Origin of the sequence: Paenibacillus sp. FSL H7-0690 (assembly GCF_037980415.1) — a bacterium.
Lineage (GTDB): Bacteria > Bacillota > Bacilli > Paenibacillales > Paenibacillaceae > Paenibacillus_AQ > Paenibacillus_AQ odorifer.
Window position 1 is genome coordinate 5,029,368 of record NZ_CP150281.1, and the last position, 26,716, is coordinate 5,056,083.

Genomic DNA, 26,716 nt, shown 5'->3' on the forward strand with positions numbered 1-26,716 from the left:
TATTGCTCGTGAATTCATCGGATAAATCACATTTTTCAGGTCATACTATACGCCAGAGATGTCCAGGCCTATATTACCATTTGTAGATTGATTGGTAAATTACTAACTAATCACTCTATAGTAAGCTCGAAGGATATCAGTACAATTACTTAGGGAGGTTATACAGATGAGAAAGATAGCAAGTGTTGCTGCGGTATTTGCTTTTGTGTTAATGGTCGGATGTGGAAATGCAACAAACAATGCCAATAATGCTACTGCAACAAGCACTCCTGAGAACACGAATAATGCGGGAACCACTAATAATACAGGCACCGCTAATAATCAAAATAACACCACAGATGCTGTAACCTCAGCTTCCGTAGTAGATAATGAAGAAGCCTTCAAACGCGCCATCAGTCCAGAAGGAACCTGGATTGCTGCCACACTTAAAGACTTAACCTTCACCGAAGATCTCGTGGTGGATGGAGAATTCATGAATAAAGAGGAACCCGCCAGAAAAATTGCTCTATACACACAAGATGCGGATCACAACATCACCAACTCCTTTAAACTGACTGCTCCAAAATTGACCATCAAGAGTAAAAATGCCCGCATCCAAGGCGGCACTTTTATTGGAGATGTATACGTAGAAGCGGATGGATTTACCCTAGTGAACGCAACCGTTGAAGGTAATGTTTACTTCGCAAACGATCAATATAAATCCACCTTTAATTCATCCGATCAAGGAAAAGTAACTGGTGTTACAGAAGTGAAAAAATAAACTTCAACCCCAAAAAGGTGATCTCAAGTCGTTAAGACTTGAGATCACCTTTTTTATATACACCCTTATTCTTGATAAAAACCATCTTTGAAAAATTTGTACCATCCCTCGACGGTTTCGATTGGGAAACCCTCTAACTTCTTCATAACTTCCCTTGCAAATTCTAAAGAAGCTGTGCCATTAGCTGTAATAATATATTCACTCGAAACTGCCTGTTTTTCAATATAATTTGCTTCTCCTTTATAATTAGGAGCATTTTGTTTTAAATAATCCAATGAATTTCCGGTATGCGGTATGTTGTCTAAATAGCCATGTTCAGCCAAAAAAGTTGTAGCATCACATATAGCGGCTATAGGTACACTCTCCTGCAGACATTTTTCAATCACTGGAGTAATAGCTGAATTATCTTTCCAGCCTGTGCTCCCGATTAAAATCAACATTTCATACTGAGCAGGTAAACTTTCTAAAGTATAGTCAGGTACAACAGTAAATCCACCCATAGATTTGACATTGTCGCTAGTTAGAGCAACTGTTCTTACTTTATATTCACTTTCCTGCTTATTTAGTTCGGCACTAATATATCCGCTTTCCCAATCAGCGTAGCCATTGGATAGAAACATCAAAACTTCTTTTTTCATATATTAGCACTCCCTTTAAGTTCTAACGCCACTTCCGCCACTTCTCGCCCATTTACCAGCAGCACAATCCGGTGCTCTCCTGGATAATGACGCCGAGTTGTTAAATCAGCCCAACGATGTGTCCGTTTACCTGACAGAATTGTACCTCCAGGTACGGTCTTATCCGATAACAAAAAAGATTTACGGGAGGTTCGACCTGCCGCTTTCACGAAATAGATTCCGTATTCAATCCGAATCCGTGCCGGAGCTCCCTCACGAACTTGAAGCTTATACTGTAATTCAGAGCTTTCGCCAATGGTCAGGATTGAAGGTTCCAATAGAATGAAGGCACTCGTTATAAGTGGAGCAGCTTCGTCTGTCTGCTCTGCGTATCCGAATAAAGCCATAATCTCTGGCTCAGCTTTACGAATCAAAGAACGGCAGCCGTGCCGCACAATCCAGTCTGTATCGGGATGTGTTCCCTTCCAGCGCCGAGCGGTATCGAGCACCACTTCCGGATGATCCTTCGCAATATCATTCAAATGATTAGCGACACTTTTACGCACATACAGGGATGTATCCGCCTTAAGCTGCTCAAGTACAGGTAATACCGGAGCTGGGTCAAGCTTGAACATGGGAAGCGCCTGTCCCCAAGGCAGACGAGGCCGACAGCCCTCACTAGCCAGCCTACGTACATGCTCATCAGGGTGCTTCGCCCATATCTGCATTTGAGCCATCATCCGCTCTGGTTCCCGAAAGAGAAACGGCCTAACTGCAAATTCAGCCGATGATTTCGCTGTGAAACTTTCCAGCGCCTGCATAGACAACTCCCAATGTTCGTCTCCTTGGCCATATACCTCAACGAAATCCGGAAAAATCAAATAAGGAAATCCTACACAATCTTCAGCAATGGCGAATAGGATAGCCAGCGCTTCCTCATAAGGAAGCTTTAAGTGGCTGCCCAACGTCTCGGTGATCCGCCGCATTCTAGCCTTCAGCTCAAGCGTTTCCCACGGTTCAGTCATGGCTGAGCTTACAAATGCCTCAGTCTCGAAGACATTATGTACGCCACGAATCTTTTCGCCGAACTCACGCAGAAATTGTTCGTTGTACATTGCTTTTAAAGGTTCAGCCATTCGATAATCCCTCATTTTCTTCTTTAGATCAGCAGACTTGATTCTGTCAGGAAATCGTAGCACACCCAATTTGACAACAGTATGTCAACTTTGGCAGCTAAGAATTAATAAGTACCTTCACCTCTTCAATCCCTTGTTGGGCTCGACTGTTTAACGCGCGTTTATCTTTAAGGTTATGTTCTTTAAGTTCGTGTCCAGGATCAATGACCAGCGGCTGTGAGATTACATCCTCGAGAATTTGTACAGCAACCTTACAGCCTTGAAATAACAGTTCTTTTGTGATCACTTGGTTATGAGAACGAATGATTTCAAGCATTTTTTCCGCATAAATCAGTCTAACCAAACTATCGGCGCTCATAATATTCCGCGAAGCAAAAGAAGCCACTTTTTCCACAATCCAGCTATCCTGATAATTCCGCGAGATGGATTCCAGTATCGTAATCGCATCCCAGTCCCGTATCGACAACTGCTTGACGTGCTCCATAGCCCATTCCTGCAGCCATTCCAGCTCCACTTCTCTTGGAATTTCAAAACTTTTGTACTCCTTAAGTACTCCTGCTTTATGCATATTTAAAAAATGACCCAAAAACTGAATGTACAGCTCCTTGGCTCTTTGTGTCGGTTCTGTCATCTGGCAATCATCCTTTCATTATCCAAATCATATCCATTCCCCGGTTTCTTTTCAAATTAAAATAAAAAAGGACAGGTAGCGAAATCATCGCAATACCTGCCCTTTAATAACTTCTGGTTATGGTAAATAGTTTGCTTCAACCGGAGGGGTTTTCTCCACTATTTTCAGTTCTAGTCCTCCGAATCTCTTCGCCAGCTTGTTATATACCAGCGCTACCAGCATACCCACCAATCCATAAATGAGTATCAAAATAACCGGCATAATCAAATAAGGGATACCCATAACAACAATAAACGTCTCTTTAATGATAAGCCCGACCACCACCATCCCTAGACCTACTATAAACAATAGCAGTGTAGGAATGATCATAAAATAGATAGTTGTTTTAAAAAAACTCTTTTTGTTAATTTCCAGCACTTCATAGTCTTTCATTATGTAATCCCCTTAATTTATTTAGAGTGGTAAAATTACCCTCTTTGTTTCATTAAAGACGATCTTAAATACAATTTCAACCAAATTTCTCATATTTTCGACTTTTACCAAAGAATTCTTCCTAAAACTCAACGATAAATCATGGTAAAATAACTCCTATGGTTAAAATATCATCATGTACAAGATGTCACCGGAGGGAATAACATGCCACAAACACTAGTGAAAAATATTGATTTTTTTATAGCTGCCTTATCCCAAACCTATATTTCTGCGCTACAGCTTGATCCTGATGGAATGTATTCAGAGGTTGCTTCAGGAATTGTTGAACTGTTCTCTGACGAACAAGTACGGCTGAGAAGATATGACGGATCAGTATCCCATTATGCAAGAGACAACACCAAATTTCAGCGATGACAAAAGGACGTGAACTGGAAAAAGGTCATTGTGAATGATCCTCTTCCAGCTCACGTCCTTATTCACTCTACACACAACTAATCTAGCACAATCCATTCGCCTTCAGCATCCGCTGACTTCATTTCTGCTTCCACGATTCTTAAAGACTCCGCTGTACTCTCTGGCGTACAAATAATGATAGGCTTATCCTGGATAATAACATCCAGAAAATATACAAGCTCTCTATAGTAGCCAACATCCGGTGAAAGTTCCGCTAAATAGCCTGCCCCGTCATTCGGATTGACCTTGACCTCGCTGCCATCAAACACTATATTTCCACGTTCAAAATTAACCCGGTACCCCATGTAAAAACCAAAATCACCTTCCAGCGTCCAATCCACCTGAGCATTAATTACTTTTGCATCCTTATAAAAATAGTGAGTCGATGCGATATCATATCCGCTACCCGGAAGGACATTACGTCCTAAGGATGATACTTTATCCGGTCTGCCGAACAGATAGTTAATCATATCCGTATCGTGAATATGCATATCCATAATGCCTCCACCGCTTAGTGTCTCATCAAGAAACCAATCCTTAGGAGCACCAGAACCCCTGTAAAAATACCCTTCCGTGACCTGACCGAACTGCCCGCTCTCTATCACTTCTTTTAAATATTCATACCCCGGCCAAAAACGGAGGCAATGTCCGATCATCAGTTTTTTCCCACAGCGGGCTGCCGTTTCCACCATCTCCAGCGCTTGTACGGAAGTTCTGGCCATCGGTTTCTCACAAAAAACATGATATCCACGTTCCAGCAGCGAACAAGTCATTTCCGCATGCAGATAAGTAGGAACCGCAATGTCGATCATATCCAGTTCCTCACTGGCTATCATTTTCTCCAGATCATCGTATAGATTGTAAGCTGACAAATCATAGACTTCCTGGGCAGTGCTCATATTCCCGCCTGCTTTTCCATCCTTTAATTCCTCAATTCGCAAATCACAGATGGCTTTAAGGGCAATGGGCTGCCCCTCTTCCGTTAAGCGCACATAATTATCAAAATGCATCCGGCCCATAAATCCAAAGCCGATCAAGCCTATTTTCAACATCGTGAAGTCTCCTTTACTAAAAGTATGTTACTTAACGTATCCGTATCCAGGCCCCTTCCTGATCAGCCGATTGGATTTCAGCCTCAATGATTTCTATGGACTGGGCAGCACTTTCGGGCATACATAGGGTCACTGGCTCATCGTTCTGGATGATTTTCAAGAAATATACCAACTCTCTGTAATATCCGGTATGCGAAGAAAGCTTCGCAATGAACCCCGGTTGACGATTAGGATTTACCTTAACTTCCGCGCCATCAAAGACTACATTTCCCCGTTCAAAATTAATCCGATAGCCCATGTAAAAACCAAAGTCGCCTTCCAGTGTCCAGTCCGCTTGGGCATTGACCACTTTTCCATCCTGATAAAAATAATGAGTGGAGACGATATCATAGCCACTTCCCGGTAAAACCTTCCGCCCAAGCGTTGATACTTTATCTGGTTTCCCAAACAAGTGATGGATGATGTCCGTATCGTGTACATGCATATCCAGCATACAGCCGCCACTTAGCTCATCATTGACCAACCACCCTTTAGGAGCACCGGAACCCCGGTAAAAATAAGCCTCTGTCACTTCACCGAACTCACCGCTAGCTATAACCCCCTTCAAATATTCATATCCCGGCCAGAAGCGAAGACAATGACCAATCAGTAATTTTTTTCCGCTGCTTTGCGCCGCCGCTACCATCTTCCAAGCTTCTGCGGAATGTCTCGCCATCGGCTTTTCACAGAACACATGATACCCTCGTTCCAGCAGCGAACAAGTCATTTCAGCATGCAAGTACGTAGGTACTGCAAGGCTAATAGCATCTAGTTCTTCTTTTTCGAGCATATGCTCCAAATTCTCATAAAGGCTGTAAGGGGATAAATCATATACCTCGTGGGCTGTGTTCATATTCCCCGCGGATTTAGTATGTTTAAGGACTTTAATCTGCGGGTCACAAATGGCAACCAGAGAAATCGGATGGCCGTCTTCCTGCAATTGAACATACTGATCAAAGTTCATTCGGCCCATAAATCCAAAACCCACCAGCCCCACTCTGAGCACAGCCTTCACCTCTCTTAAACTTAGTAACTAGTGCGTCCTAAAATAGCATCCATCGCTGCAGAAGTATTAAAAATGATTTGCTCCGAATAATGCGTATATGGCGGTATCATTTCTCCAGTAACATAATTGCTGTAGCCGATCTCTTGCAGTGCTTCCATAACAGCAGGATAATCCACATCCCCAGCAAGTAGATCAACAAATCCATGAAGTCCTCCGGCTGCCCGGCGGTAATCTTTGAAATGCACCTTCTTGATTCTATGGCCTAGAATCCGTATCCACTGCTCTGGATAACCAGAATGAACGATATTCCCTACATCCAGATAGGAACCTACATAATTGGAGCCTACAGCATCTATAAAAGAACGTAATTCGAGCGGAGACAGCAGGAATTTATTCCACACATTTTCAATCCCAATAGAAACACCCGCCATTTTTGCATCCTGAGCCAGATCACTGATCGCCTTCAAGGCTCGATCATAAGCTTTTTCATAATCGACTATTTCACAGCCCTCAATAAAATCCACACCAACCGCACCAGGAATGACAAGAATCGTATCTACGCCAAGTGTTGCTGCCAGCTCCAATTGTTTTTTACATACATCGATAGCCTTCGTCCGGTTCGCCGCGGATTCACTTGTCATGGCATATGACCAATATAGTCCTGTCGCCAGTCCTGCAATTTCTAACCCCATCTCCTGAATGGAATTTTTGATCTTAATAGCTTCTTTCTCAGTGGTTTGCAGGCCAAGTTCACCCGATTCATTCAAAGATAACTCAATTCCGTCGAAACCTGCCGCTTTAGCCAGACGTGCACATTCTTCGATCTCAGTACCTTCGCGAAACGACCAAATGTTTATTCCCTTTTTCATCTGAATCCTCCTCAAATTTGTTATTTTCCGTTTTTTAAGATTTTTCCCTAAATGCGCTTATATCCTTGATTTATTTATATTATAATAGATTGTAAGTTGAATTTATTTAGGTAAACAAGAGATTTGTTGCACGATTCCGGTCTATATTTAAAAATTCATTTTATACTGTATGGGAGGTTTATTCGTGGCTGAAAAAGAAACCCGTTATCCCCTAAGAAAACAGGTCCCTTCCCGGGAGTGGTCGCCTGGCATTCACTACGCACAATTCCAAACCCTCTCACCTTGCCTCTTTCCAAGAAGAAGATTGTATGATTTCGAGCTGCTATACGTTCGCCAGGGGAAATTATCAACAAAGATGGATACGGAGGAATATATCCTGAATTCAGGACAACTGATATTTCTTTCTTCCGGGGTATATCATCAGAATGCGATTGTCTCAGATTCGGAAACCAAACTCATTGGGATCCATTTTGATTTTTTTGGGGAATCGATTATTACAAGCGATGAAGACATGCTGGTCAATGAGGAGGAGGTTATGGACGAGAAGTTTGCCTTGGAAGCTGTGACCGCTCCTTTTATGCCATTGTCACAGGAGCCCATTTATACCCCGCCACCCGAATGTATCCATGCGATGGAACAGCTCGTGCATGAATTTACGATGCGGCCTGCCGGTTATGAATGGGTCTGTCGGGGGTTACTGCTCGGCGTTCTAACCTCGCTGCTCCGAACACAAAGCTCCCGGAATACAGCCAAATCTTCCGTTCATACCGGGCGGATCAGAGCTTTAATCGATGAGATGGATTCAAAGCTAGCAGACCGCTGGAGCAATAAATCCATGGCTGGTGCCATGAATATGCATGAAGACCATTTCTCCAAGTTATTTCGTGAGGTGGCTGGCATGCCTCCTGGTGAATATCTCCGTTCCATCCGGCATCGAGAAGCACGCAAGCTGCTGCGCGAAACGGATTGGCCGATTGAACAGGTCGGGGATAAGGTTGGTTATCCTGATATCCATTATTTCAGCAGGGTATTTACTGCGAATGAGGGAATTTCTCCGCGGGCTTATCGCAAAATGTCCCGGATACTCTAGATACGGAAAACTCAAGATATCTCAGTCCAAGTAAGAAAAACTCCCAAAAACATTGAGGGTGATGGATTCTTCCTTATGATTCAAAAAGGCAAAAGCCCCCTTCCCTGAAAAATCGAAGAAGGAGGCGGCGAACGTTCGTGTTTTCTGCGTTAATGCAGTATGCGGGGACGGCTCTAAAACTAATTAGGAAAAAACTCCCTGAAAATAGCCAATATTCGCTCTAAATGAACGAAATCAGGGAATTCCTCCCTAATAATAAGAGGAATAACTATAATTGCTAACGAATCAGCTAAACTTTGGGGAGGTTTTCCCTGATTATTAGTCTGATGACCAAATATCCCGGAATTTCAGGGAGAAATTCCCCAATCACTCTATCGAAGCAGTACAATTCAGGAAAGTTGGAGATAACAGCAGCCGGAAGTCTAATTATTCGCCGTAGTTACGGCTGACTCTTAATGTATGATCTCAAATTGAAACCACACACTTTCCATCCCACCCAACTCTATTTCTTGGATCACGGCGTTATCCATCAGGATCGTTGTCTTTTGGATCTCGGAAGTGTTATTTACGGCACAATATCGACCCGTCTCAGGATACGCGTGACATTCAACATTCGGATTCACTGAGAACCATGAATACAATTGCTCCTCTTGATGTGCGGCCCAAAAGATCGCTCGGCTGAGTAGTCTGGTATTCTGAATACTATAGGGAAGCCCCGCGATATAAACGCCCCGCCCCTGACCAAATGAGTTCACGGCAAGATTGCAGCTGCCTTGGTGCACGTCCAATATTTCTGCTCCGGCCTCCGCTTGATAAATCATGGTCATCCCTTCACCATAATTAATCTCACCTTCCAGATCTTCCGTTATGAAATGACCCTGCACAGGCGTTACCTTGGGCTTATTGATGCTTGCTGTAAATCCAATTTCCTTCTGAACACCTAGAATATCCGCTAGTTGAAAAAGAACCCCTTGATGTTCATAAGCTGATGGATCACCAATCCCAATAAAACCGCCCCCTTGCTCCACCCACTCACGAAGTGTTGCCACAACTTGCGGATCGCTCCATTGATCTCCACCGCTCCAAGAGGTGTGTACATCACCCGCGTTAATAATCACACCGATACTAGGATCAATCCCACTTAACCTGATGTCATCAAAGCTTATAAACTCAATGTCGAACGGCAAGCCCGCCAATGACTCTAATGCTCCTATGTAGGAATAACATCTTTGATTCCATAATGAATGAGCCACTTGATGTGTCTGCCAGCTTCGAAGGGAGCCCCAAGTATTCAGAACCGCCACTTTAAAAGGAGCTTTAAAAGGCTGTGTCCCTTCTGCATTGGCATGAATCCCTTTGAACTGCTTCGCAATCTCTGTCACATGATCTATAAAATCCGGGAATTGATGCGCTAGACTTAAATATCCGCCATACCCCATCCTGCCAACTGGTTTACGCATGAGCGCACGCCGGCATTTGATCCAGATCGGCATGGACTCTCCGACAGGGTCTCCCCCTTCAAAAAAGATATCTGGAAAGAAGTAAGGATAGAAACGTGCCTCGGTATCCTTAATAGGTATATCCGCAATCATACGCGTTGTAACGCCATCTCCTGCTGCCCCTACCACTGCATCGAGCCCGATCTCCGGAAAATATTTGCCATAAGGCTCTGTGCCAGCCCAGTGATCCCCGAAGAACATAATCGCTTTCTTCCCGAAATCATGCACCATATCTACACATTGTTTCGCATAACCTGCGATGAATTTCTGATTGAAGTCCATCCAGTCCAGATATCTTTGGGTCGGGTTCTTAAATGGTGTGTTATATCGCCCCTGATCCACAAAATCTTCCGCAGTCAATCGGTACCCATAAGCTTGCTCGAATTGCTCTAACGCAAGTGGACTCACACAACTCAGATAGCCAAACCAATTCACCTGTTTCTCCTTACCTTCCTTGTTAAATATCAAATCAAAATTATAAAAGAAGGTCGTAAAACGTACGATATCAGTCTTGGGATGTTTCTTCAGCCAATCCTCCAGCACCTTCAAAACATGCCCTTGAGCCTCGGGGTAACGAACATCCAACGGTAAACGATGCTCCTCATCCCAATCATTCGTGATGTGATTGTACATGGAGACCGGCTCCCATTTCTGGTAGGCCAAGAAACTGACCGTATACTTGTGAAATTGTACCGCCTGTTCAAGTGTGACAATTCCCTCTGCGTAACTCCAACATTCAGAAGGTAATACTTCTCCTGTAGTCCGGTTTACAACCTGCCAATATTTTTTTATATCCACATCTGTGTTAGGAATAAATTGCTCGGCAAAATAATCAGCCATAATATCGATGGCCTTCACCTTTGAAGTTACTATTACTGGAGCAGACATCAGATAAATCTGCTGTCTATATTGCGGATGCTGCTTCGCCCACTCGTTGTCCTCACGGACAAGACAAAGCGTTGAATAAATTTGCAGACCCATATCGAGAATGTCCTGCGATAGATTCGTGCCATCACTGTCACGTACGGCATCTACACCCCATCTTTCGACGAGATCGGCTATGACCTCTTCCATCCCTGTTTCACCAGGCAGTGTAAATCTTCCTTTGTCCACGTAACTTCCCTCCATATCTTTGTTGTTCAGCCCTTAATTCCGCCTGCGCTTATTCCTTGGAGCAATTGCTTTTGTCCTATCACATATAAAAGAATCGTTGGAATCAGCACTAGGATCAGCGCGGCAAAAAGTGCACTCCAATCAGTAGCATAACGTTGAACCTCAAAAAGATTGGCTAAACCTACTGGCAATGTTTTTTTGCTATCACTTTGAATTAAGACCAATGCCAGCGGATACTCATTCCAAAAGCCCATCGCTGCCAGCATACAGACCGTCACAATGCCCGGTTTAGCAAGCGGCGCAACAATTCTGACGAGCACTCCCGTGTTGCCACAACCGTCAATCTTAGCGGCCTCTTCATAATCTCTAGGGACGGACTTCAGAAATCCACTTAATACAAAGATGGCAAAGGGAAACTGCAGAACAGCATAGATTAAACTGAGCATTCCGCGATTGTCCAACATCCCGAATGAATTCACTTGTAGAAATAAAGGAACCATAATGTAGGAGGCTTGCAGAAAGATACAGGCCATATAAAGGTTAAGGATTAGTTTGGAGCCCCAAAACTTAAATCTCGTTAAGACGTAAGCCATAGGAACCACAAAAATAACTAAAATCGCCGTGGATAACACCACAAGAAAGATAGAGTTCAGGAAATAACTCCCCATCTTGGATTTCTGAAAAGCACGTACATAGTTATCAAAGTGTAAGACTTGTGGAAAGGAGAAGGGGTCGGTCAGAAATTCCGTATTGCTTTTAAATGACGCTAAGAGATTCCATACAAACGGATATAACAAAACAATGGTGGCTACAATCAGAAACAGCCGCGTAATCCAGTTGGCAATATTCATTTTTAGAAGACTCTGTTGATTGCTCGTCATCCTTCTCCCCTACCCTTCTGCTCGATTTGTAAGTAGTCTGGACAGAAAAGAAAGCACAAAGGCGAACACCAGCGTAAATATAGCTATAGCCATGGCATAACCAAAGTTCGCATTCTGGAAGGCCTGCGTGTACATGTAGTGGAGTAAAACAGTAGTTCCACCTGCCGGACCACCACCAGTCATTACAGTTACAACTATAAAACTTAAATTGATCGTACCTGCCAGAGACAACACAAACGTAATGCCAATAATATCTTTTAGCAGAGGGATCGTAATACTGGTAAGCTTCCGGAAATATCCCGCACCATCAATAGTCGCCGATTCAAACACATCCGCAGAAATCCCATCAATCGCAGCGATGTACATGACCATATAATAACCAACCGCTTGCCAGATCAGTGTAACGGCTACACACCACAATGCTGTTCGGCTATCTCCAAGCCAGGGTCTGCTCAGTTGATCTAATCCGATGCTCCCCAGAATATTATTCAAAATGCCCATGTTGGGATGAAACACAAAGGACCAGATAATTCCGACTACCGTCAAAGAGATGATACTAGGAAAGAAAAATACGGTTCGGTAAAATCCTCTTTCCTTCAGCTTCGTCTGCGTTAATAGAAAAGCAAGCACCAGCCCAAAAATCAATGTAATTACTGGCACGACCAGCATCAGTTTAAATGTATTGCTCAGAGCTTTGAGGAACATCTCATCTTGAAACATATATTTATAGTTATCCAAAAAGATAAACTTGTTCTCATCACTCATCCCGGTAGCATCCGTAAAAGACATAAAAAATGCCCTAAAGGTTGGAATAATCATAAATACGAGGGTTAACAGGAGCGTTGGAATCGTGCATACCGCTATGAATAGCTTAGGATTTCTGGTTTTCGCTGTCCTAATCTTTGATTTCCTCTGTCTAGGAGCTACTTCTGCCAGCTGCATTTCAGACATCTTTCTCACTCCCCTTCATACAAAATGCATCCCGTTCATAGATAACCTTATCCATTCCTAACAGGATGCATTTGCATGAGATACTATAGATTATTTACTCGCCGCTTTCTCTTTACGAATCTGTGCAAAAGCTTTTTCCACATTATCCATCCATTGATCTGTGGTCATTTGGCCTGTCATCACTGGTGTGACCGTATTCTTGAACATTTCAGTGACTACACTAACCTTGGAACCCTTCGGTAATGATTGCCAGCCCTGTAGAATAGAAATGGAACCATTATAAGCCTCAAACATGTCATAGACACCTTTAGTCAAAAATGGCTTAGACAGCTCCTTCGCATCGTTAAGCGCATACGCCCCATTCGCTTTTTCCGCGAATAGTTTCACAGACTCATCGGTATACAGGAACTTCAAGAATTCCTTAGCGAGCTCAGGATTTTTGGCCTTAGCAGGGATGGAGAATTGCTCGTAGCTGGAAAGCACATACTTCTGATCGCCTTTATTGAACACAGGTACTGTTGTCATCCCAAATTCAAATCCATTTTCTCTAGGTGAATCCTTCATTTCATTTTCCATCCAGTTCCCGTTTACGATAAACAAAGCTTTACCCATCATCATATCGGTCTGTGACTGTGTATGGTTCAAGGCAACCGTGCCGTCCATCAGATAACCGTCTTTAGAGATTTTATAGAAAATATCCAGTACTTTTTTGATCGTGTCGTTCTTAAATGAACCTTCCTCATAAGCAAAGACTTTATCCAGCGTTTCTTTTCCCCCCGCACTCGCAATGGCCGGGTAGAGAATTTCCTCCAAATAATCCGGATAGATGCCTTGGTAAGTGAATAAAGCCCGCTTCGTTTTGGTTCCATCTGCATTAACCAGATAGTTCTCCTCTTTGTTCAGCTCATCCCCTAAAGCAAAGAACTCCTCCCAAGTCTCAGGAACACTCCAGCCTTTTTCTGTGAACAGTGTTTTATTGTAAATCAAGCCCATCGGTCCAGCATTAAAAGGTGCGAGGTACGTCTTTCCATCTTGATAGGGCTGAAATCTTGTACTGTCCAGCATCCCCGGTAGAATCATATCCTTAAGCGTCTCCTCTTTATCAAGCGCTTTGCTTTCAAATACATCGCTGATATCTAGCAGTCCTTTTTCTTTAATCAGTGAAAGCACGATGCCACTTTGCTCTGTATCTGTAACGGATAGGAAGTCGGGAGGATTACCCGCAACAATCTGCGGCCGGATTACTTCACCAACTTTAGGATTAATCGTCATGTTCACTTTCACACCTGGATAAGCACTTTCGAATTTGCTGACAATTTCATTCCAATAATCCGCACCATATCCCCCTTGGAATACAGCAATGCTAAGTTCCTTGTTATCAAAATCTTTAGCAGGTTCTTCTTTAGTCTTCCCGGCGTTCGTTGTACTTGTAGCTTGCGCGGTGCCCGCAGCTTTCGTTGAATCAGATTCATTCGAGGCAGCAGGTTTATTATTGCTGTTCCCACAGCCGAGCAACCCCACACCTAGCAGCATTACTGCTAATAATGTACTCATAGTCTTTTTCATAAACGCCCTCCTTAAGATATTCTTGTAAACGCTTTTTTAATAATCTAAGTATAGAAGGATTTACGCTATATTTACATTTACAATACAAACCTACCTATGTATTATCTTATCCATCTTCCAATGCGAGCTCGTGTAAGCTTATTCATCAGGGTCACATAACCTGTAAACTTAGCCGTTAACGGAATGGATAATATTATCCATTCCATAGATTATTCTCACTTTTCGCCGCTGCATATATATTCCATTGTTCTTTTTATGTTAACTTGTAAGTAAAAGATAGTGAATGGGAGGTCATCCACCTGAGTCGACGCAAAGGGAAGCTGCATTTTCCTAATCCTCCGCAAATCATGCGCAAGGTTAAAATTCAAAATCGCTTAACCGTCATTTTCTTAATCGTATCCGTGATCCCAATCATCTTTATAGGTTTCTACTCCTACACCATTTACTCCAAATCTATTAACAATAAATTAAGTAAATCCACATTTCAGGCTTTAACCCTGCTTAATCGAACGATGTTAAGTGAACTTAACAACTATCAATATCTTGCAGGCTCTGTTTCTACCAATAGTATTATTCAGGAGCGTTTATCGGCAGCACCAAATGAACCCGCTCCTAGCAATGCTGCCATTAATCATGCCATGGACAATTTATATAGAACCATCTACCCCGGATATGTCCAGAACGTTCGGGTCATCGACGCCAAGAACCAACCTATTTATGAATTAGGCTACGATGGCATCCCCAATCCTAAGTATGAAGAAATTATGAAACAAGTAGAGCTCAATGCCCCTTATGACAGTCTTAACTACGCAAAAAGCTATCGCGCTTACAATACCATTGTCCTGGGCCGGAAAATTTTTGATCAAGATGACATTGGCGTTCCCTTAGGTCATGTGTTTGTTTTTATTGGTGGGGAGTTATTTTCAAAAGTCATTCTTTCCAGTGTGGATTTAGGTACAGGTTCCAGTCTCCTTATTATGAATAGAGAGGGAAAAGTAATGTCCTCGAATCAAAAGGATACGCCGCTAGGAGAACCCTATTATAAAGATGAGCTTTTTAAGCAAATCAAGACACAAGAGGCAAAGAAAAACCATTCCTTCCAAGGCATGGTCAATGGAAAAATGCAGCAAATCTCCTATATTAACAATAATCAATTAGGCTGGTACATGATTTCTACCGTGCCCTTCTCTTATATCAATTCAGAGACAAGTAAAATCACCACTGGACTACTTATTGTTGTCAGCATCATTGTAGTCGTGTGTATTCTAATTATTATCGTATTGTATAAAAGCATCCTAAAACCAATCAAACAAATCATCGTCTTCTGCAATCAAATTTTTTATGGTGATCTATCGAGCCGGATCGAAGATCACAGCAACGATGAAATGGGCGTGTTGGCCAATAGAATTAACAGCATGGTCAGTAGAATGGAACAGCTGATGAAGGATCAAAAGAAAGATCTGAAAAGAAGACGTTCGCTCGAATTGCAAATGCTGCAATCGCAGATTAATCCTCACTTTCTTTTTAATACACTTAACTCCTTACGATGGCTGGCGATGATTAACCAGGTTCCCGTCCTTAGCGACGGCATCTCCTCACTAGCTGAATTGCTGCGTAGTACCATTATCGATCAAGATGAGCAAATCACCATCAAGCAGGAGCTGAACAATCTGGATCATTATTTTGCCATTCAAAAAATACGTTATGCCGACAGGTTCGACATTGAATATGACTTGGATGAGTCTTTATTACAGAGCATGATCCCCAAGCTCATCCTGCAGCCGATCGCAGAGAACGCGATTCTTCATGGAGTTACAGATATAGGAGGAAAAGTTCTAATCCAAATTAAGGTATACGCAAAAAATGAATACACCCTTATTATTGAGATCATCGATAACGGAAAAGGGTTTGACACCACCAAATCTGAAAAAGCTGACAATCTGTCGGGTATCGGAATTTCAAATGTGGCCGATCGCATTAAACTTCAATACGGTGAGAGTTACGGGCTGTTCATCACAAGCTCAATGGGTCATGGAACCTGCTGCCGCCTAATTATCCCTAAACAAACATACGAACTTAAGGGGTGATACTATGTATCCTATGTATAATGTAATGCTAGTGGATGACGAACCTATTGTTAAAGTCGCGCTCAGAACCATGATTCCATGGGAAGAGCTTGGATACATGATCTGTGCTACTGCCTCTGACGGAGTGGAAGCCTTAACACTTGTAGACAAGTTTAATCCCCATATCATCATTACAGATCTCAAAATGCCTAATATGGATGGTCTGCAGCTGATAAAAGAACTGAATAACAGAGGGTTTGCAGGAAAAATTCTGGTGGCGAGCAACCACGGGGAGTATGAGTTAGTTCGTGAAGCCTTAGTGCTTGGGGCTATAGATTATATGCTGAAGATTAGTATGAAAACGGGGGATTTGATCCATTTGCTGGAGAAATCTACGAAGCTAATTCAAGAGCAGCTTCAATCTAGGCAGCAGCAGGAGACCCAAACACAGTTATTACAACACAATTTAAAAAGCGTGAAAAATGCGCTTCTAAAAGATTATTTCACCGATCCTTATTACGATGTGCAGCAGCTTGATCAGCATGATGCTATAAGTTTCGCTTTCAGCGAAAGCAGCTGTTATTTATTCTACATTACTTTTGAGCAGAATAACGCCACCCAAAACGAAAGACAAAATCACATCTCCGTATCCTTTATTGAAAACATCATCTTGGATATCTTGGAGACCGTAGATCAGTTAGAAATTATTCAGCTAGAATCTAATGGGCTGCTGCTTCTAATCTCCTGTGATACCTTAGACGATCATCAAATTATCCGCACAGACTTTATCCAGAGGGTCATTCGGTTAATCAAAATGTATATTTCTATCACCCCTACTATTGTTTTTTCTGATCCTGTACGGGGATATGCTGAAGCAAAACGAACCCTAGAGCAATGTAAAGAATCCTTGCAAATCCAATTTTACAACGAAATAACGATTATAGATCCAACGGATGTCCATTTAAAGGATACGCTGGACTTCGAGGATGTACATGATTTCTCGACGCAATTAATTCAGAACTGGAAGCTTTCAGGGGTTGAAGCCGTTAATCAAGCAACTCAGCAATTTCTCGACACCTGTAAATCCAAGCAAATTAATCCTGCTGAAACCAAAAAGTTCATCGTAAATTGTCTGCATTATCTTCCCTTATGCGATGCTCATCTCATTGTCGAGGATCCGAAGCTTTTGAAGACCTATATAGAAAATATCGCCAGCAGTAAACGTACCACTGACGTTCTATCTATAATGGAGCTTGTGTTCCAACTATTCTCCCATCAAAAGCAACAGATCGTAACTACACACAATAGAGATGTTAAACAAGCGATTGACTATATCAACACACATTATCAGAAGAAGCTGACCTTATCTCTGATTGCCAAGCATGTCAACTTAAGTGAGAACTATCTGTCCAGAATCTTCAAAGAAGAAGTGGGACAAAGCATCATTCACTACATTAATACTGTGAAAATGGAAAAAGCTGCAGAATTAATACTTAAAGGGAATCCATACATTAAAGAAATTTCCACGCAAATCGGTATACACGATCAATTTTATTTCACCCGGTTATTCAAAAAACACTTTGGTGTTAATCCTAGTGAGTATAAGAATCACGTTCAGGCCACGCTTGATTCAGGAAATTAAGACCATTCAAACTCTTTTTATTGGAACGTGGTTCCTCTTTTTATGATCCTTTCACAACCTGAATGTTATTGATGAACCCTTCTTTAGGTGCAAATATGGAATTAAACAACAACTCTTTGTTTAACCGCTCCAGCTGCAGAAGATGATGACGATAGTGCATTTCAATAAGTAGGAACCATTCCTCCGCGCATAGTCCACCGAATCGCGGGTGAGATACGGTATTTTGTTTGGACGCTTTTTCAAGAGAGGGTTCGATCTCTCTCATTCTTTGAATGACTGTACGTAACCCTTGAATTAATTGTTCTTTGCTCTCCGGCTGCTCCGGCGTATATTGGGCGGAAGGCGGAACCTGAATACGAATGGGCGGAAAGCTTCCTTGCGCAAATATAGCCGCACCATCCTCAGTTTTCCCCACATGAGCTACTAAGGGATCTTGGTCTAGCACAAGGCATTGATCAATATTACGAAGCTGCATATACAGCGCCGAGTTAATGAGATGCTGAAACATCTGTCCGATGGACCAGGCGTTTTCACTCGGCTTTTGCTTCAACTGCTCCAGATTGAATCGCTCTAATTCTTGAATATAGTATGTCGCAGTTTCTTCAAATCGTTGTAAGACTTCTTTTGTTGTAATCATCATATATCAGCTCCTGTAGTCATTGATGGTCCAAGTATACAAAAACGCTACTGACAGCGTTATGTCAGTAGCGTTTTAACATTATTTCTATTTCATTTCTAACCTGATCACGGAAAGATTCGGGCTCCAGCACAACCATACCGCCTCCCCAGCCAAGCACCCATTGCAGCAATTCCCCTGGCTCGCGAACGCGAAAAGTAACAAGTACCCCCTCCGCATGCTCCTCAATAGTTTCCATATAGAAATTATTTGATTCCCTTACCTTATCGGCTATGTCAGCTTGGACTAAGATAAGCACATGAACGTTGCGATCATCAGGAGGTTGGTATACCTCCAGATGAAAATCTGCTGGCAGTATAAATTCATCTTCCAGATTAATAAGCTCCCTCATTCGGGATAACCGGAAATGACGGATGTCTTGACGCAATTCACACCAGGCGATGAGTACCCATGACCCGTGATGAAGCACAAGTCCATAAGGAGCAACCGTACGAATACTTTGACGGTTCCCATCGGCTTCGGCGATTCTTTTGGAATAACGAAATCTTATTTTCCTTCCCTCCAATATTGCTCCACGAATGGCTTCCAAACATGCCTTCTCTTGTATGGGTGCTATATCTTCTGCGGATGCAAATAAACGAAAACTTTTGCGAATCTGTGATGCTTCACTGCGGATAGCTTCCGGCAGGATGGCTTCTATCTTTGCTTTAGAACTTCTAGCCTTATTACCATAGTGTGCATCAAACCGCTGCTCGATAAAATCAGTTCCTATAAGCAATGTCACTGCTTCGTCCAGCGTGAAACTAACGGGTGGCAGGAAATACCCCTCGATTAAGGAGTAACCCTGCCCTGGCGCTCCTATTATGGAAACGCCCGCTTCACTCAGTGCCTGAATATCCCGATAGATCGTTCTTACGCTCGTTTCAAACGTAGCAGCCAAATCCTCCGCCCGCAACATTTTGTTACGCTGCAGTTCAAGCACTATAGCTAACAACCGGTCCATTTTGTTCATACGACTCCCCCTCCCCGAACAATCTCATCAACAGCTCGTCGATACCCACCCGAGTTCCGAAACGATTCACTGATATTGGAGACAGCTTTTTTATAAGATAAATCGCTTAATATATGATCTACTGCTTCTCGTAGTTGAGTTGCAGTTAAACTTTGCATTTGTAACTTAATGCCTGCTCCGACATGGACGACTTGATCCGCAATTATTGGCTGATCCGCACTTTGTGGAATTACAATTAGCGGAACCCCGTAATAAAGCCCTTCATTGATACTGTTCATTCCACCATGTGTAATAAATAACTTTGTGTATTGCAGTATATCCGTTTGTGGAACATAATTTTTCACGAAAAAGTTTTGCGGAATTCCCCCTAAATCAGTGATTTGGACTTTATCTCCAATTGACATCACAATAGTGTGCTCCGTGTTCCCCAATGCTTCAATACAAAGCTTATAGAATTCAATGGCTTGGTTAAAAACTGTGCCGAGTGAAATGTAAATTGGACTTTTCCCCTTAATTGCCATGAGGTCGAAGTTTTCTGGAGCTAATCGTGAAGAGATGGAGGGTCCTACAAAGATATAAGACGGGTCGAAAGCTTCTCCCTCAGGTTGAAACTCCCTAGTTGTATAAACGATAGTAAGTGGGGCAGGATTACAAAACACTTCATAAGGGGATTGGATGTCCACATCATATTTGCCCTTCACCATTTGCGTCAAGCTTTGGAATTTATCCTTTATAGGATTAGTTACTTCTGCAGGAACTGTAGTATAAAATTGTTCTAACATTTCATCGAATGCTGCTTTTGTCTGCGCAAAAGAAGTACAGGAGCTAATGGCCGGAAGCCTAAGAATTTGAGCTAACAAACGTCCACAACCAAACATAGAATCATGGATGATGTAATCAAAATGCTCCCCTTTGATCTGTTCAAGAACGCTTGGAATAACTATATCTGCCGTAAGTAAAAGACCGTTGATTCTTTCGAGTACATAATTTCTTCCACCTGAGATAAAAGCTTGTATAAATTTCTGATCGTCAAATGTTCGTACTGTAGCCCCCGTCATCTCCATACGTTCTCTATAAGCTTCTATACAAAAATACACTACCTCTTCGCCACGCGAAATAAGCTCTTCCACAACGCCAATCGTGGGATTAATATGTCCCTCTGATCCACCATTAATAAATAACACACGCGCCAATTGTAATCCTCCTTAACTATAAATCATTTTTATATTAGATATTATAAACATTAATTTTACTTATATCGCTCTAAAAGGGTATAGTAATATAGGCTTTAAAACCATTTTAATAATATAGAGTATACCCTTATTAGAGGAGAGATCATATTGGAAAGAGTAGTTGGAACAGTTGTACGTGGACTTCGCGGACCTATCATTAACAATGGGGATAACATTGAAGAAATCGTAGTTCAGACGGTATTGAATGCAGCAACAGTCGAGGGTTTTTCGATCGAAGATCGTGACATTGTGACCGTAACTGAATCCATTGTTGCTCGGGCACAAGGAAACTATGCAACGATTGACAATATTGCTGCTGATATAAAGGGGAAATTCGGCGAAGAAACCGTAGGGGTCATTTTTCCAATCCTTAGCCGTAACCGGTTTGCTAACTGCTTACGCGGTATTGCCAAAGGGGCACAAAAAGTAGTCCTAATGTTAAGCTATCCAGCTGATGAAGTAGGCAACCACCTTGTAGACATCGACGAACTAGATGCTAAAGGTATCAATCCATGGACAGATGTATTAACAGAAGCTCAGTTCCGTGAGTTTTTCGGCTATATTAAGCACCCATTCACAGGTGTTGACTATATTGAATATTATAAAGGTTTAATTGAAGCTGAAGGTGTGGCTTGTGAAGTCATCTTCTCCAACAACCCAAAAACCATTTTAAACTATACAAAAAATGTTTTAACTTGCGATATTCACACTCGCTTCAGAACCAAACGCATTCTCACAAACAACGGTGCTGAAAAAGTATTTGGCTTGGATGATATTCTTACACAATCAATCGATGGCAGCGGCTTTAACGAAGCCTATGGTCTGCTAGGATCAAATAAAGCAACAGAAGAAAGTGTTAAGCTATTTCCTAATAACTGCCAGCCTATCGTGGATGGTATCCAAGCAAAAATCAAAGAAATTACAGGTAAAACTGTAGAAGTTATGGTTTATGGCGATGGAGCATTCAAAGATCCAGTCGGAAAAATCTGGGAGCTCGCAGATCCAGTTGTCTCCCCTGCTTACACTGCCGGACTTGATGGAACACCAAATGAAGTAAAATTGAAATACTTGGCCGATAACAACTTCTCTCATCTTCGTGGTGAAGAGTTAAAACAAGCCATTTCTAAATACATCCAGAATAAAAATGATGATCTAGTTGGTGCGATGGAAGCCCAAGGGACTACACCTCGTAGATTAACTGACCTGATTGGATCATTATCTGATTTGACTTCTGGTAGTGGCGATAAAGGAACACCAATGATTTATATCCAAGGTTATTTCGATAACTATACAAAATAAGAGCAGTACAACAAAGGGAGTCTCTAAACGAGGCTCTCTTTTTTACTTTCTGGGTTATAATAAAAGCAAACAGCGGCAGGCGGAGGATACTATGAACATAAGAAGGATTAAATATTTTATCGATCTCGTAGAATGCAGAAATTTTACGGAAACAGCTAAAAAGAACTATGTATCGCAGACCACCATTAGTCAACAAATCGCCGCGCTTGAAGAGGAATTCAACATTCAATTAATTGACAGAAAGCAGATCCCTATCGAGCCAAGCAAAGCCGGATGGCTTTTCTATGGCGAAGCTCTCATCCTCTGGAAGCAATATAACCATATGAAGCTGAGCATGGAAAACTTTCAAAAGTATAATACGCAATCCCTGAGTATCGAATATGCGGCGATGACGGATATCCAAAGTTTGTTGAAATTGATTCCCTCGTTTCAGGATCATCATCCGAATATTAAGCTGGAACTGAATAAAGTATTGCTAAAAGATATTGCAGAATACTTGCTAAAAGGGATTTACGACGTGGCTATTGCCTTTGATTCCGAGTTTCAGGGAAAAAAGGACATTGTAACCTATCCCTTATATAAGGGACGTTATTGTGCGGCTGTGAGTCATCACCATCCCCTGTTTCATCATGAATCGATCGCCAAAGAGGAGTTATATGAACATCCGCTAGTCATGCTGAATCCAACAGCTATTGGAAACTCTTATCATCTAATGATCCAGCATGCAATTGAAGACGGCTATCAGCCGAACATTCTTCGAACCGCAGACGATGTGGAGACAGAATTGTTTTATATCATCACAGAGAATTTGATTGGCTTTTTCCCGGATAACTATCAGCTCGCTTATCTTCAAGATGAAGTCCGGCTAATTCCTTTAGATGATTCACACCATACCTTTGCAATCGAAGCAGGTTATCTCAAAAATAATACAAACCCGGCCTTGCCCTCCTTCCTGCAACAAATCCAAATTGGATTTAGCAATCGACCATAAGTTTTATGTGTTAGACTATGTTCTTTTTTTCACATACTATAAGGGTATAAATCATATCCACAAGGAGTGACAACGATCATGGGTAAATTATTGTTGACTGGTGTCGATGGAAATCTAGGGAAGCAAGCTGCGGAATACTTGTTGGAGCTGGTAGATAAAGACCAAATCATTTTTTGCGCTTACGATCCAGCATGTTTGAAAGAATATGCGGAACAAGGGATTGAAACACATGTGACCAACTTTAATAACAAGGACGGCCTTGCCGAAGCTTTTGCACATGCCGATAAACTCGCACTAATCTCCATGCCTTTTGTTGGAGAGAAACGTCAAAATGCACAAAAAAATGTGGTCGATGCTGCCAAAGAAGCTGGAGTCAAACAGATCATTTATACTTCTTTGGTCAACGCAGCCGATGAAAGCAATCCAAGCGTAGAAAAAATTGACCATGTGTATACCGAACGTTATATTCAAAGCGTTGGGCTAGATTATATCTTCCTTCGCAATTCCCAATATGCGGAAGCCATGATAACCAATTACTTTACGTATGTGAAGGGTGACGGGGTATTAACAAACAATCAAGGTGACGGTAAAATGGCTTATATCTCGCGGAAGGATTGCGCAAAAGCCGTTGCGTATGCCCTAGCCTCCAATAACTATCAGGAAGCGATTCTAAATATCAACGGGCTTGAATTGATGACAATTACCGACTTCATTAAGATTGGTAACGAAGTAACGGGCAATCATATCACCTACAAAGAAAATACGGATGAAGAAAATTATGCCGTATTCGAAGCAATGGGCGTGCCTAGAACCACCGATGGTGCATTTAAAGAAGGCTCCGAAGCACCCTTTTCTTCAGAAGGTATGGTTACTTTCGGACAAGCTATTCGTGAAGGAAAAATGGATGTTTATACGGACGACTTCAAACAACTTACTGGTCAAGACCCTCTGACCGTGAAATATATGTTTGAACATGCCGATGAATTCCAGGTTGGCGAAAGACACTCTAAAGACAATTAAAAGCTGCCACTCTTACTTCTTAGGCTAAATCACCCCCATTTATTTAACGGGGGTGATTTCTTTTATACTGAGCGTGGCACAAAAACTCCGTAAAGCTCAATCATATGCTCGCCCTGGAGATAATCAGGGAAAACCTCCCTAATATTCAGAGGATTCTGGTCATCAGACTAATAATCAGGGAATTCTTCCCTGAAATTTAAGTGATTTGGCTGTAAATCTTGATATTGCTCTGTTTTTAGGGAGTTATTCCTTAATTTCATTCATTTAGAGCAATTATCGACTTTTATTAGGGAGGTTTTCCCTAATCCTCCGTCACGGTATAGATAGAACTAGCCAAGTATATCGGTAAAATCGCTGTAGAACAAAATACACCTTTAACTGTACGGATAAACATCCGAATGGCTAAAGGTGCATTATCTTTATCTCTGTCTATTTTTAATTAAAGTTAGTTCCAGATCTCTTCAGCAATTTCTTTAATATAAGCAAGCTTACGCCATTGCTGCTCTTCAGTCAGGTGGTTGCCTTCTTCCGTGGAAGCAAAGCCACATTGCGGGCTAAGGCAAATCCGGTTTAGATCAACGTATTGCTTCGCTTCCTCAATACGCTTCAGAATATCCTCCTTGCTTTCAAGCTCACCAAATTTGGATGAGAACAGACCTAACACAACCTGCTGATTGTCTTTCAAGAAGCGCAATGGCTTGAAGTCGCCTGCACGTTCGGTATCAAACTCCAGATAATAACCCGAGTAGTTATTGATATTAAGAAGCGTTTGCGCGATAGGCTCGTAACCTCCACCTACTCCAGCATAAGTCGAAACATAATTGCCCCGGCATACATGGGTCGTTACAACAAGATCTTCCGGCAGACCCGTTACAACTTCCTCGTTCAATTTTGCCAGTTCGCTTGCATATTCAGCTACGTTCACGCCAATCTGATTCATAAACGCTATAAACTGTTCGTCGCAAAGCGCTCCCCACGTACAATCGTCGATTTGAATACTGCGGCAGCCCGCTGCATAGAAGGCAAGAATCGATGCTTTGTATGCTTTGGCAATATCCGAGATAAGCTCTTCACGATTCGGGTATAATTCATTTGTGCTTTCTTTGTTTTCCGCCCGATCTAGCTCGAACAGGAATTGTGCAGCCGCAGGAATCGATTGACGCGCAACAACGTCCTCACCAGCAGCATCTTTTAAGAATTCATAATGCGAAACAAAAGGATGGCTGCTGTAGCTTATTTTCCCGGTCAGTCGGGCTGTTTCTGGTCTGGACTCTGCACCGTTAAATTGGTAACCTTGATCAATAATTGTCCGTTCTACACCGTCAAGTCCCCAGAAGAAGTCGAGGTGCCACCAAGAGCGGCGGAATTCACCATCAGTCACCGCTTGAAGCCCCACCTCTTTTTGTTTCTGCACGAGCTTAACGATCTCGTCGTTCTCTACTTCCTTCAACTGCTCGGCAGTAATTTCACCATTCTTGAATTTTAATCTAGCCTCTTTCAACGCTTGGGGGCGCAGGAAGCTGCCCACGATATCATATCGAAATGGAGTAACGGTTCGTTTTTGGGGTTTGGTCTGAATGCTCATATATTAATCTCCTCGTATACAAATTATTAGAATTAATATAGCATAACCGACTGACTATACCGATCTACCAATGCGCTATGGCAGGTTATAAGTATTAACTATAGCTAGATTCAGCGTGATAATTAGAAGGGCATGCCAAAAAAGAAAGAGGCGCATGAGTAGCGCCTCTTCTTTAACAAATCATATCGACGGAAATTACATAGTAATTAAACTCCGCAGTCACCTCGAACCCAACCGACTGATAGAGGGATAATGCATTTCTATTTTGAGTGACCACGCTAAGACGAATCTGGGAATTCTTCTGATCTCGCAAGATTTTAACTACCTCTGAAAGAATTTCACGACCGTATCCTCTGCCTTGACACGAAGGAAGCACACAAAAATCATGTATAACCGCAGTATTTGTATCTAAATCATTGACTCTGATCATCCCAACCGGAATCATGTTGTCCACAGCAATGTAAGTAATCCGTGCCGGTTCTCTGGTACGAGTTAAATAATTCCTAGTCCAGGACTCTGAATCACCAAAGGCTTGTGATGAACATTTAACCATGAACTCTAAATCCTGATCTTCTTCCAATCGCACAACTAAACCGGAGTGGCTTCATCCAGCGATTTGTGCCCGATTAAAAACCATGAGGAATTCAGACGGTGCTCTCCTTAAGGCTTTCTATACCCACCCTCAAACTTGACCTGTCGGACGTCTTGCAAAGTTGTTCTAATATCCGGATTTGGTCAATGTAATGCTTTGAAAAGTCTTTCATTATACTAATGTTATATTCTTGCATCTAGTACCCTCATTAAGAAGGAAATACGCAGTTTATGGACGAGTAGGCGTTATCCTTCTAAATTCTGTCCACCTAATGATAGTTACCAATGGAACCGCCTCCTAAAAGTCAATATCTTCACTCTAAACCAGGGTAATCATAAAACAAACCTTATAACTAAAAAAATGACGGCAATTATAGCCACAACGATCAACAGATTGGTTACCTCGCTCCAAAATCCAGGAACGCCTTCAGTATGATATTTTTGCGCATTTACATCATGGTTTGCTTTATGGCCTCCAGGGTCCGTCATATTGGGATTAGGTCCTGAATTAAAAAAGTCAGACATAAAAACAACTCCTTTCCATGA

General features: G+C 42.1%; 25 protein-coding genes. 8 read left to right on the plus strand and 17 right to left on the minus strand.

The window, feature by feature from the left end:
* Positions 1-166 precede the first annotated feature (166 nt).
* Complete coding sequence (locus MHI32_RS22245) at positions 167-760, plus strand: hypothetical protein (protein ID WP_076130242.1); 594 nt, start codon at positions 167-169, stop codon at positions 758-760.
* 65 nt (positions 761-825) lie between these two features.
* Here MHI32_RS22245 and MHI32_RS22250 read toward each other — a convergent pair whose 3' ends face one another.
* From MHI32_RS22250 to MHI32_RS22265, 4 genes are all read right to left on the minus strand, one after another.
* Positions 826-1,398, minus strand: coding sequence for a type 1 glutamine amidotransferase family protein (locus MHI32_RS22250; RefSeq protein WP_340010872.1), 573 nt, complete (start codon positions 1,396-1,398; stop codon positions 826-828).
* The gene (locus MHI32_RS22255; RefSeq protein ID WP_340010874.1) at positions 1,395-2,513 is read right to left on the minus strand and encodes a DNA alkylation repair protein; all 1,119 of its coding nucleotides are present in this window, start codon (positions 2,511-2,513) and stop codon (positions 1,395-1,397) included. Before MHI32_RS22255 ends, MHI32_RS22250 begins: the two co-directional genes overlap by 4 nt.
* Positions 2,514-2,610: 97 nt before the next feature.
* Positions 2,611-3,144: a hypothetical protein gene (locus MHI32_RS22260; protein WP_076134553.1), complete on the minus strand. Its 534-nt coding sequence runs from the start codon at positions 3,142-3,144 to the stop codon at positions 2,611-2,613.
* 117 nt (positions 3,145-3,261) lie between these two features.
* Positions 3,262-3,576 carry a hypothetical protein gene (locus tag MHI32_RS22265; protein ID WP_076130239.1) on the minus strand — a complete coding sequence of 105 codons (315 nt, stop codon included), beginning with the start codon at positions 3,574-3,576 and terminating at the stop codon, positions 3,262-3,264.
* Positions 3,577-3,780: 204 nt separating this feature from the next.
* On the opposite strand from MHI32_RS22265, the gene MHI32_RS22270 reads away from it, so the two are divergent.
* Entirely contained in the window at positions 3,781-3,990 is a 210-nt protein-coding gene (locus MHI32_RS22270; RefSeq protein WP_036683023.1) for a hypothetical protein, read from the plus strand.
* A 77-nt stretch (positions 3,991-4,067) separates the two neighbouring features.
* On the opposite strand, the gene MHI32_RS22275 is transcribed toward MHI32_RS22270, so the two are convergent.
* The 3 genes from MHI32_RS22275 to MHI32_RS22285 are packed head-to-tail and all read right to left on the minus strand — an operon-like array spanning position 4,068 to position 6,995.
* Positions 4,068-5,081: a Gfo/Idh/MocA family oxidoreductase gene (locus MHI32_RS22275; protein WP_076217948.1), complete on the minus strand. Its 1,014-nt coding sequence runs from the start codon at positions 5,079-5,081 to the stop codon at positions 4,068-4,070.
* A gap of 31 nt (positions 5,082-5,112) precedes the next feature.
* Positions 5,113-6,126: a Gfo/Idh/MocA family oxidoreductase gene (locus MHI32_RS22280; protein WP_076308955.1), complete on the minus strand. Its 1,014-nt coding sequence runs from the start codon at positions 6,124-6,126 to the stop codon at positions 5,113-5,115.
* A 20-nt stretch (positions 6,127-6,146) separates the two neighbouring features.
* Positions 6,147-6,995: a sugar phosphate isomerase/epimerase family protein gene (locus MHI32_RS22285; protein ID WP_076130236.1), complete on the minus strand. Its 849-nt coding sequence runs from the start codon at positions 6,993-6,995 to the stop codon at positions 6,147-6,149.
* Positions 6,996-7,179: 184 nt separating this feature from the next.
* On the opposite strand from MHI32_RS22285, the gene MHI32_RS22290 reads away from it, so the two are divergent.
* Positions 7,180-8,085, plus strand: a complete 906-nt coding sequence (locus tag MHI32_RS22290; RefSeq protein WP_340010877.1) for an AraC family transcriptional regulator — start codon at positions 7,180-7,182, stop codon at positions 8,083-8,085.
* Between the two features lie 452 nt (positions 8,086-8,537).
* Here MHI32_RS22290 and gnpA read toward each other — a convergent pair whose 3' ends face one another.
* The 4 genes from gnpA to MHI32_RS22310 form a co-directional block, all read right to left on the minus strand.
* Positions 8,538-10,697 (minus strand): 1,3-beta-galactosyl-N-acetylhexosamine phosphorylase, encoded by a 2,160-nt coding sequence (gene gnpA, locus MHI32_RS22295; protein ID WP_339281249.1) that lies wholly within the window; start codon positions 10,695-10,697, stop codon positions 8,538-8,540.
* A gap of 26 nt (positions 10,698-10,723) precedes the next feature.
* Positions 10,724-11,578 (minus strand): carbohydrate ABC transporter permease, encoded by an 855-nt coding sequence (locus MHI32_RS22300; RefSeq protein WP_340010878.1) that lies wholly within the window; start codon positions 11,576-11,578, stop codon positions 10,724-10,726.
* A 9-nt stretch (positions 11,579-11,587) separates the two neighbouring features.
* Entirely contained in the window at positions 11,588-12,529 is a 942-nt protein-coding gene (locus MHI32_RS22305; RefSeq protein WP_244886367.1) for a sugar ABC transporter permease, read from the minus strand.
* A 90-nt stretch (positions 12,530-12,619) separates the two neighbouring features.
* Complete coding sequence (locus MHI32_RS22310; protein WP_076302696.1) at positions 12,620-14,095, minus strand: carbohydrate ABC transporter substrate-binding protein; 1,476 nt, start codon at positions 14,093-14,095, stop codon at positions 12,620-12,622.
* Positions 14,096-14,442: 347 nt separating this feature from the next.
* Between MHI32_RS22310 and MHI32_RS22315 the strand changes: the two genes are divergently transcribed.
* Both MHI32_RS22315 and MHI32_RS22320 read left to right on the plus strand, forming a co-directional pair.
* Positions 14,443-16,182, plus strand: coding sequence for a sensor histidine kinase (locus MHI32_RS22315; RefSeq protein WP_076130231.1), 1,740 nt, complete (start codon positions 14,443-14,445; stop codon positions 16,180-16,182).
* 4 nt (positions 16,183-16,186) lie between these two features.
* Positions 16,187-17,803 carry a response regulator gene (locus MHI32_RS22320; protein ID WP_340010881.1) on the plus strand — a complete coding sequence of 539 codons (1,617 nt, stop codon included), beginning with the start codon at positions 16,187-16,189 and terminating at the stop codon, positions 17,801-17,803.
* Positions 17,804-17,843: 40 nt separating this feature from the next.
* On the opposite strand, the gene MHI32_RS22325 is transcribed toward MHI32_RS22320, so the two are convergent.
* From MHI32_RS22325 to MHI32_RS22335, 3 genes are all read right to left on the minus strand, one after another.
* Positions 17,844-18,437, minus strand: coding sequence for a DinB family protein (locus tag MHI32_RS22325; RefSeq protein WP_076130254.1), 594 nt, complete (start codon positions 18,435-18,437; stop codon positions 17,844-17,846).
* A gap of 67 nt (positions 18,438-18,504) precedes the next feature.
* Complete coding sequence (locus MHI32_RS22330; RefSeq protein WP_076130229.1) at positions 18,505-19,452, minus strand: YafY family protein; 948 nt, start codon at positions 19,450-19,452, stop codon at positions 18,505-18,507.
* Positions 19,449-20,645 carry a macrolide family glycosyltransferase gene (locus MHI32_RS22335; RefSeq protein ID WP_340010883.1) on the minus strand — a complete coding sequence of 399 codons (1,197 nt, stop codon included), beginning with the start codon at positions 20,643-20,645 and terminating at the stop codon, positions 19,449-19,451. Before MHI32_RS22335 ends, MHI32_RS22330 begins: the two co-directional genes overlap by 4 nt.
* Positions 20,646-20,792: 147 nt before the next feature.
* Here MHI32_RS22335 and MHI32_RS22340 point away from each other — a divergent pair, with 147 nt between their 5' ends.
* From MHI32_RS22340 to MHI32_RS22350, 3 genes are all read left to right on the plus strand, one after another.
* Positions 20,793-21,983, plus strand: a complete 1,191-nt coding sequence (locus MHI32_RS22340) for a coenzyme F420-0:L-glutamate ligase (RefSeq protein ID WP_076130227.1) — start codon at positions 20,793-20,795, stop codon at positions 21,981-21,983.
* Positions 21,984-22,074: 91 nt separating this feature from the next.
* On the plus strand, positions 22,075-22,974 hold the full coding sequence (locus MHI32_RS22345; RefSeq protein ID WP_340010885.1) for a LysR family transcriptional regulator: 900 nt from the start codon (positions 22,075-22,077) through the stop codon (positions 22,972-22,974).
* 78 nt (positions 22,975-23,052) lie between these two features.
* On the plus strand, positions 23,053-23,994 hold the full coding sequence (locus MHI32_RS22350; RefSeq protein ID WP_076130225.1) for an NAD(P)H-binding protein: 942 nt from the start codon (positions 23,053-23,055) through the stop codon (positions 23,992-23,994).
* Between the two features lie 445 nt (positions 23,995-24,439).
* On the opposite strand, the gene MHI32_RS22355 is transcribed toward MHI32_RS22350, so the two are convergent.
* The 3 genes from MHI32_RS22355 to MHI32_RS22365 form a co-directional block, all read right to left on the minus strand.
* Entirely contained in the window at positions 24,440-25,579 is a 1,140-nt protein-coding gene (locus MHI32_RS22355) for a 5-methyltetrahydropteroyltriglutamate--homocysteine S-methyltransferase (RefSeq protein ID WP_076104344.1), read from the minus strand.
* Between the two features lie 172 nt (positions 25,580-25,751).
* Complete coding sequence (locus MHI32_RS22360) at positions 25,752-26,165, minus strand: GNAT family N-acetyltransferase (RefSeq protein WP_340010889.1); 414 nt, start codon at positions 26,163-26,165, stop codon at positions 25,752-25,754.
* 338 nt (positions 26,166-26,503) lie between these two features.
* The gene (locus MHI32_RS22365) at positions 26,504-26,695 is read right to left on the minus strand and encodes a hypothetical protein (RefSeq protein ID WP_076130223.1); all 192 of its coding nucleotides are present in this window, start codon (positions 26,693-26,695) and stop codon (positions 26,504-26,506) included.
* Positions 26,696-26,716 lie beyond the last annotated feature (21 nt).

Excerpts from the sequence above, each read along its gene's own strand:
- MHI32_RS22245 (WP_076130242.1), top strand. The coding sequence starts at position 167 with ATGAGAAAGATAGCAAGTGTTGCTGCGGTATTTGCTTTTGTGTTAATG.
- MHI32_RS22250 (WP_340010872.1), bottom strand. The coding sequence starts at position 1,398 with ATGAAAAAAGAAGTTTTGATGTTTCTATCCAATGGCTACGCTGATTGG.
- MHI32_RS22255 (WP_340010874.1), bottom strand. The coding sequence starts at position 2,513 with ATGGCTGAACCTTTAAAAGCAATGTACAACGAACAATTTCTGCGTGAG.
- MHI32_RS22260 (WP_076134553.1), bottom strand. The coding sequence starts at position 3,144 with ATGACAGAACCGACACAAAGAGCCAAGGAGCTGTACATTCAGTTTTTG.
- MHI32_RS22265 (WP_076130239.1), bottom strand. The coding sequence starts at position 3,576 with ATGAAAGACTATGAAGTGCTGGAAATTAACAAAAAGAGTTTTTTTAAA.
- MHI32_RS22270 (WP_036683023.1), top strand. The coding sequence starts at position 3,781 with ATGCCACAAACACTAGTGAAAAATATTGATTTTTTTATAGCTGCCTTA.
- MHI32_RS22275 (WP_076217948.1), bottom strand. The coding sequence starts at position 5,081 with ATGTTGAAAATAGGCTTGATCGGCTTTGGATTTATGGGCCGGATGCAT.
- MHI32_RS22285 (WP_076130236.1), bottom strand. The coding sequence starts at position 6,995 with ATGAAAAAGGGAATAAACATTTGGTCGTTTCGCGAAGGTACTGAGATC.
- MHI32_RS22300 (WP_340010878.1), bottom strand. The coding sequence starts at position 11,578 with ATGACGAGCAATCAACAGAGTCTTCTAAAAATGAATATTGCCAACTGG.
- MHI32_RS22305 (WP_244886367.1), bottom strand. The coding sequence starts at position 12,529 with ATGTCTGAAATGCAGCTGGCAGAAGTAGCTCCTAGACAGAGGAAATCA.
- MHI32_RS22310 (WP_076302696.1), bottom strand. The coding sequence starts at position 14,095 with ATGAAAAAGACTATGAGTACATTATTAGCAGTAATGCTGCTAGGTGTG.
- MHI32_RS22315 (WP_076130231.1), top strand. The coding sequence starts at position 14,443 with ATGCGCAAGGTTAAAATTCAAAATCGCTTAACCGTCATTTTCTTAATC.
- MHI32_RS22320 (WP_340010881.1), top strand. The coding sequence starts at position 16,187 with ATGTATCCTATGTATAATGTAATGCTAGTGGATGACGAACCTATTGTT.
- MHI32_RS22330 (WP_076130229.1), bottom strand. The coding sequence starts at position 19,452 with ATGAACAAAATGGACCGGTTGTTAGCTATAGTGCTTGAACTGCAGCGT.
- MHI32_RS22345 (WP_340010885.1), top strand. The coding sequence starts at position 22,075 with ATGAACATAAGAAGGATTAAATATTTTATCGATCTCGTAGAATGCAGA.
- MHI32_RS22350 (WP_076130225.1), top strand. The coding sequence starts at position 23,053 with ATGGGTAAATTATTGTTGACTGGTGTCGATGGAAATCTAGGGAAGCAA.
- MHI32_RS22355 (WP_076104344.1), bottom strand. The coding sequence starts at position 25,579 with ATGAGCATTCAGACCAAACCCCAAAAACGAACCGTTACTCCATTTCGA.
- MHI32_RS22365 (WP_076130223.1), bottom strand. The coding sequence starts at position 26,695 with ATGTCTGACTTTTTTAATTCAGGACCTAATCCCAATATGACGGACCCT.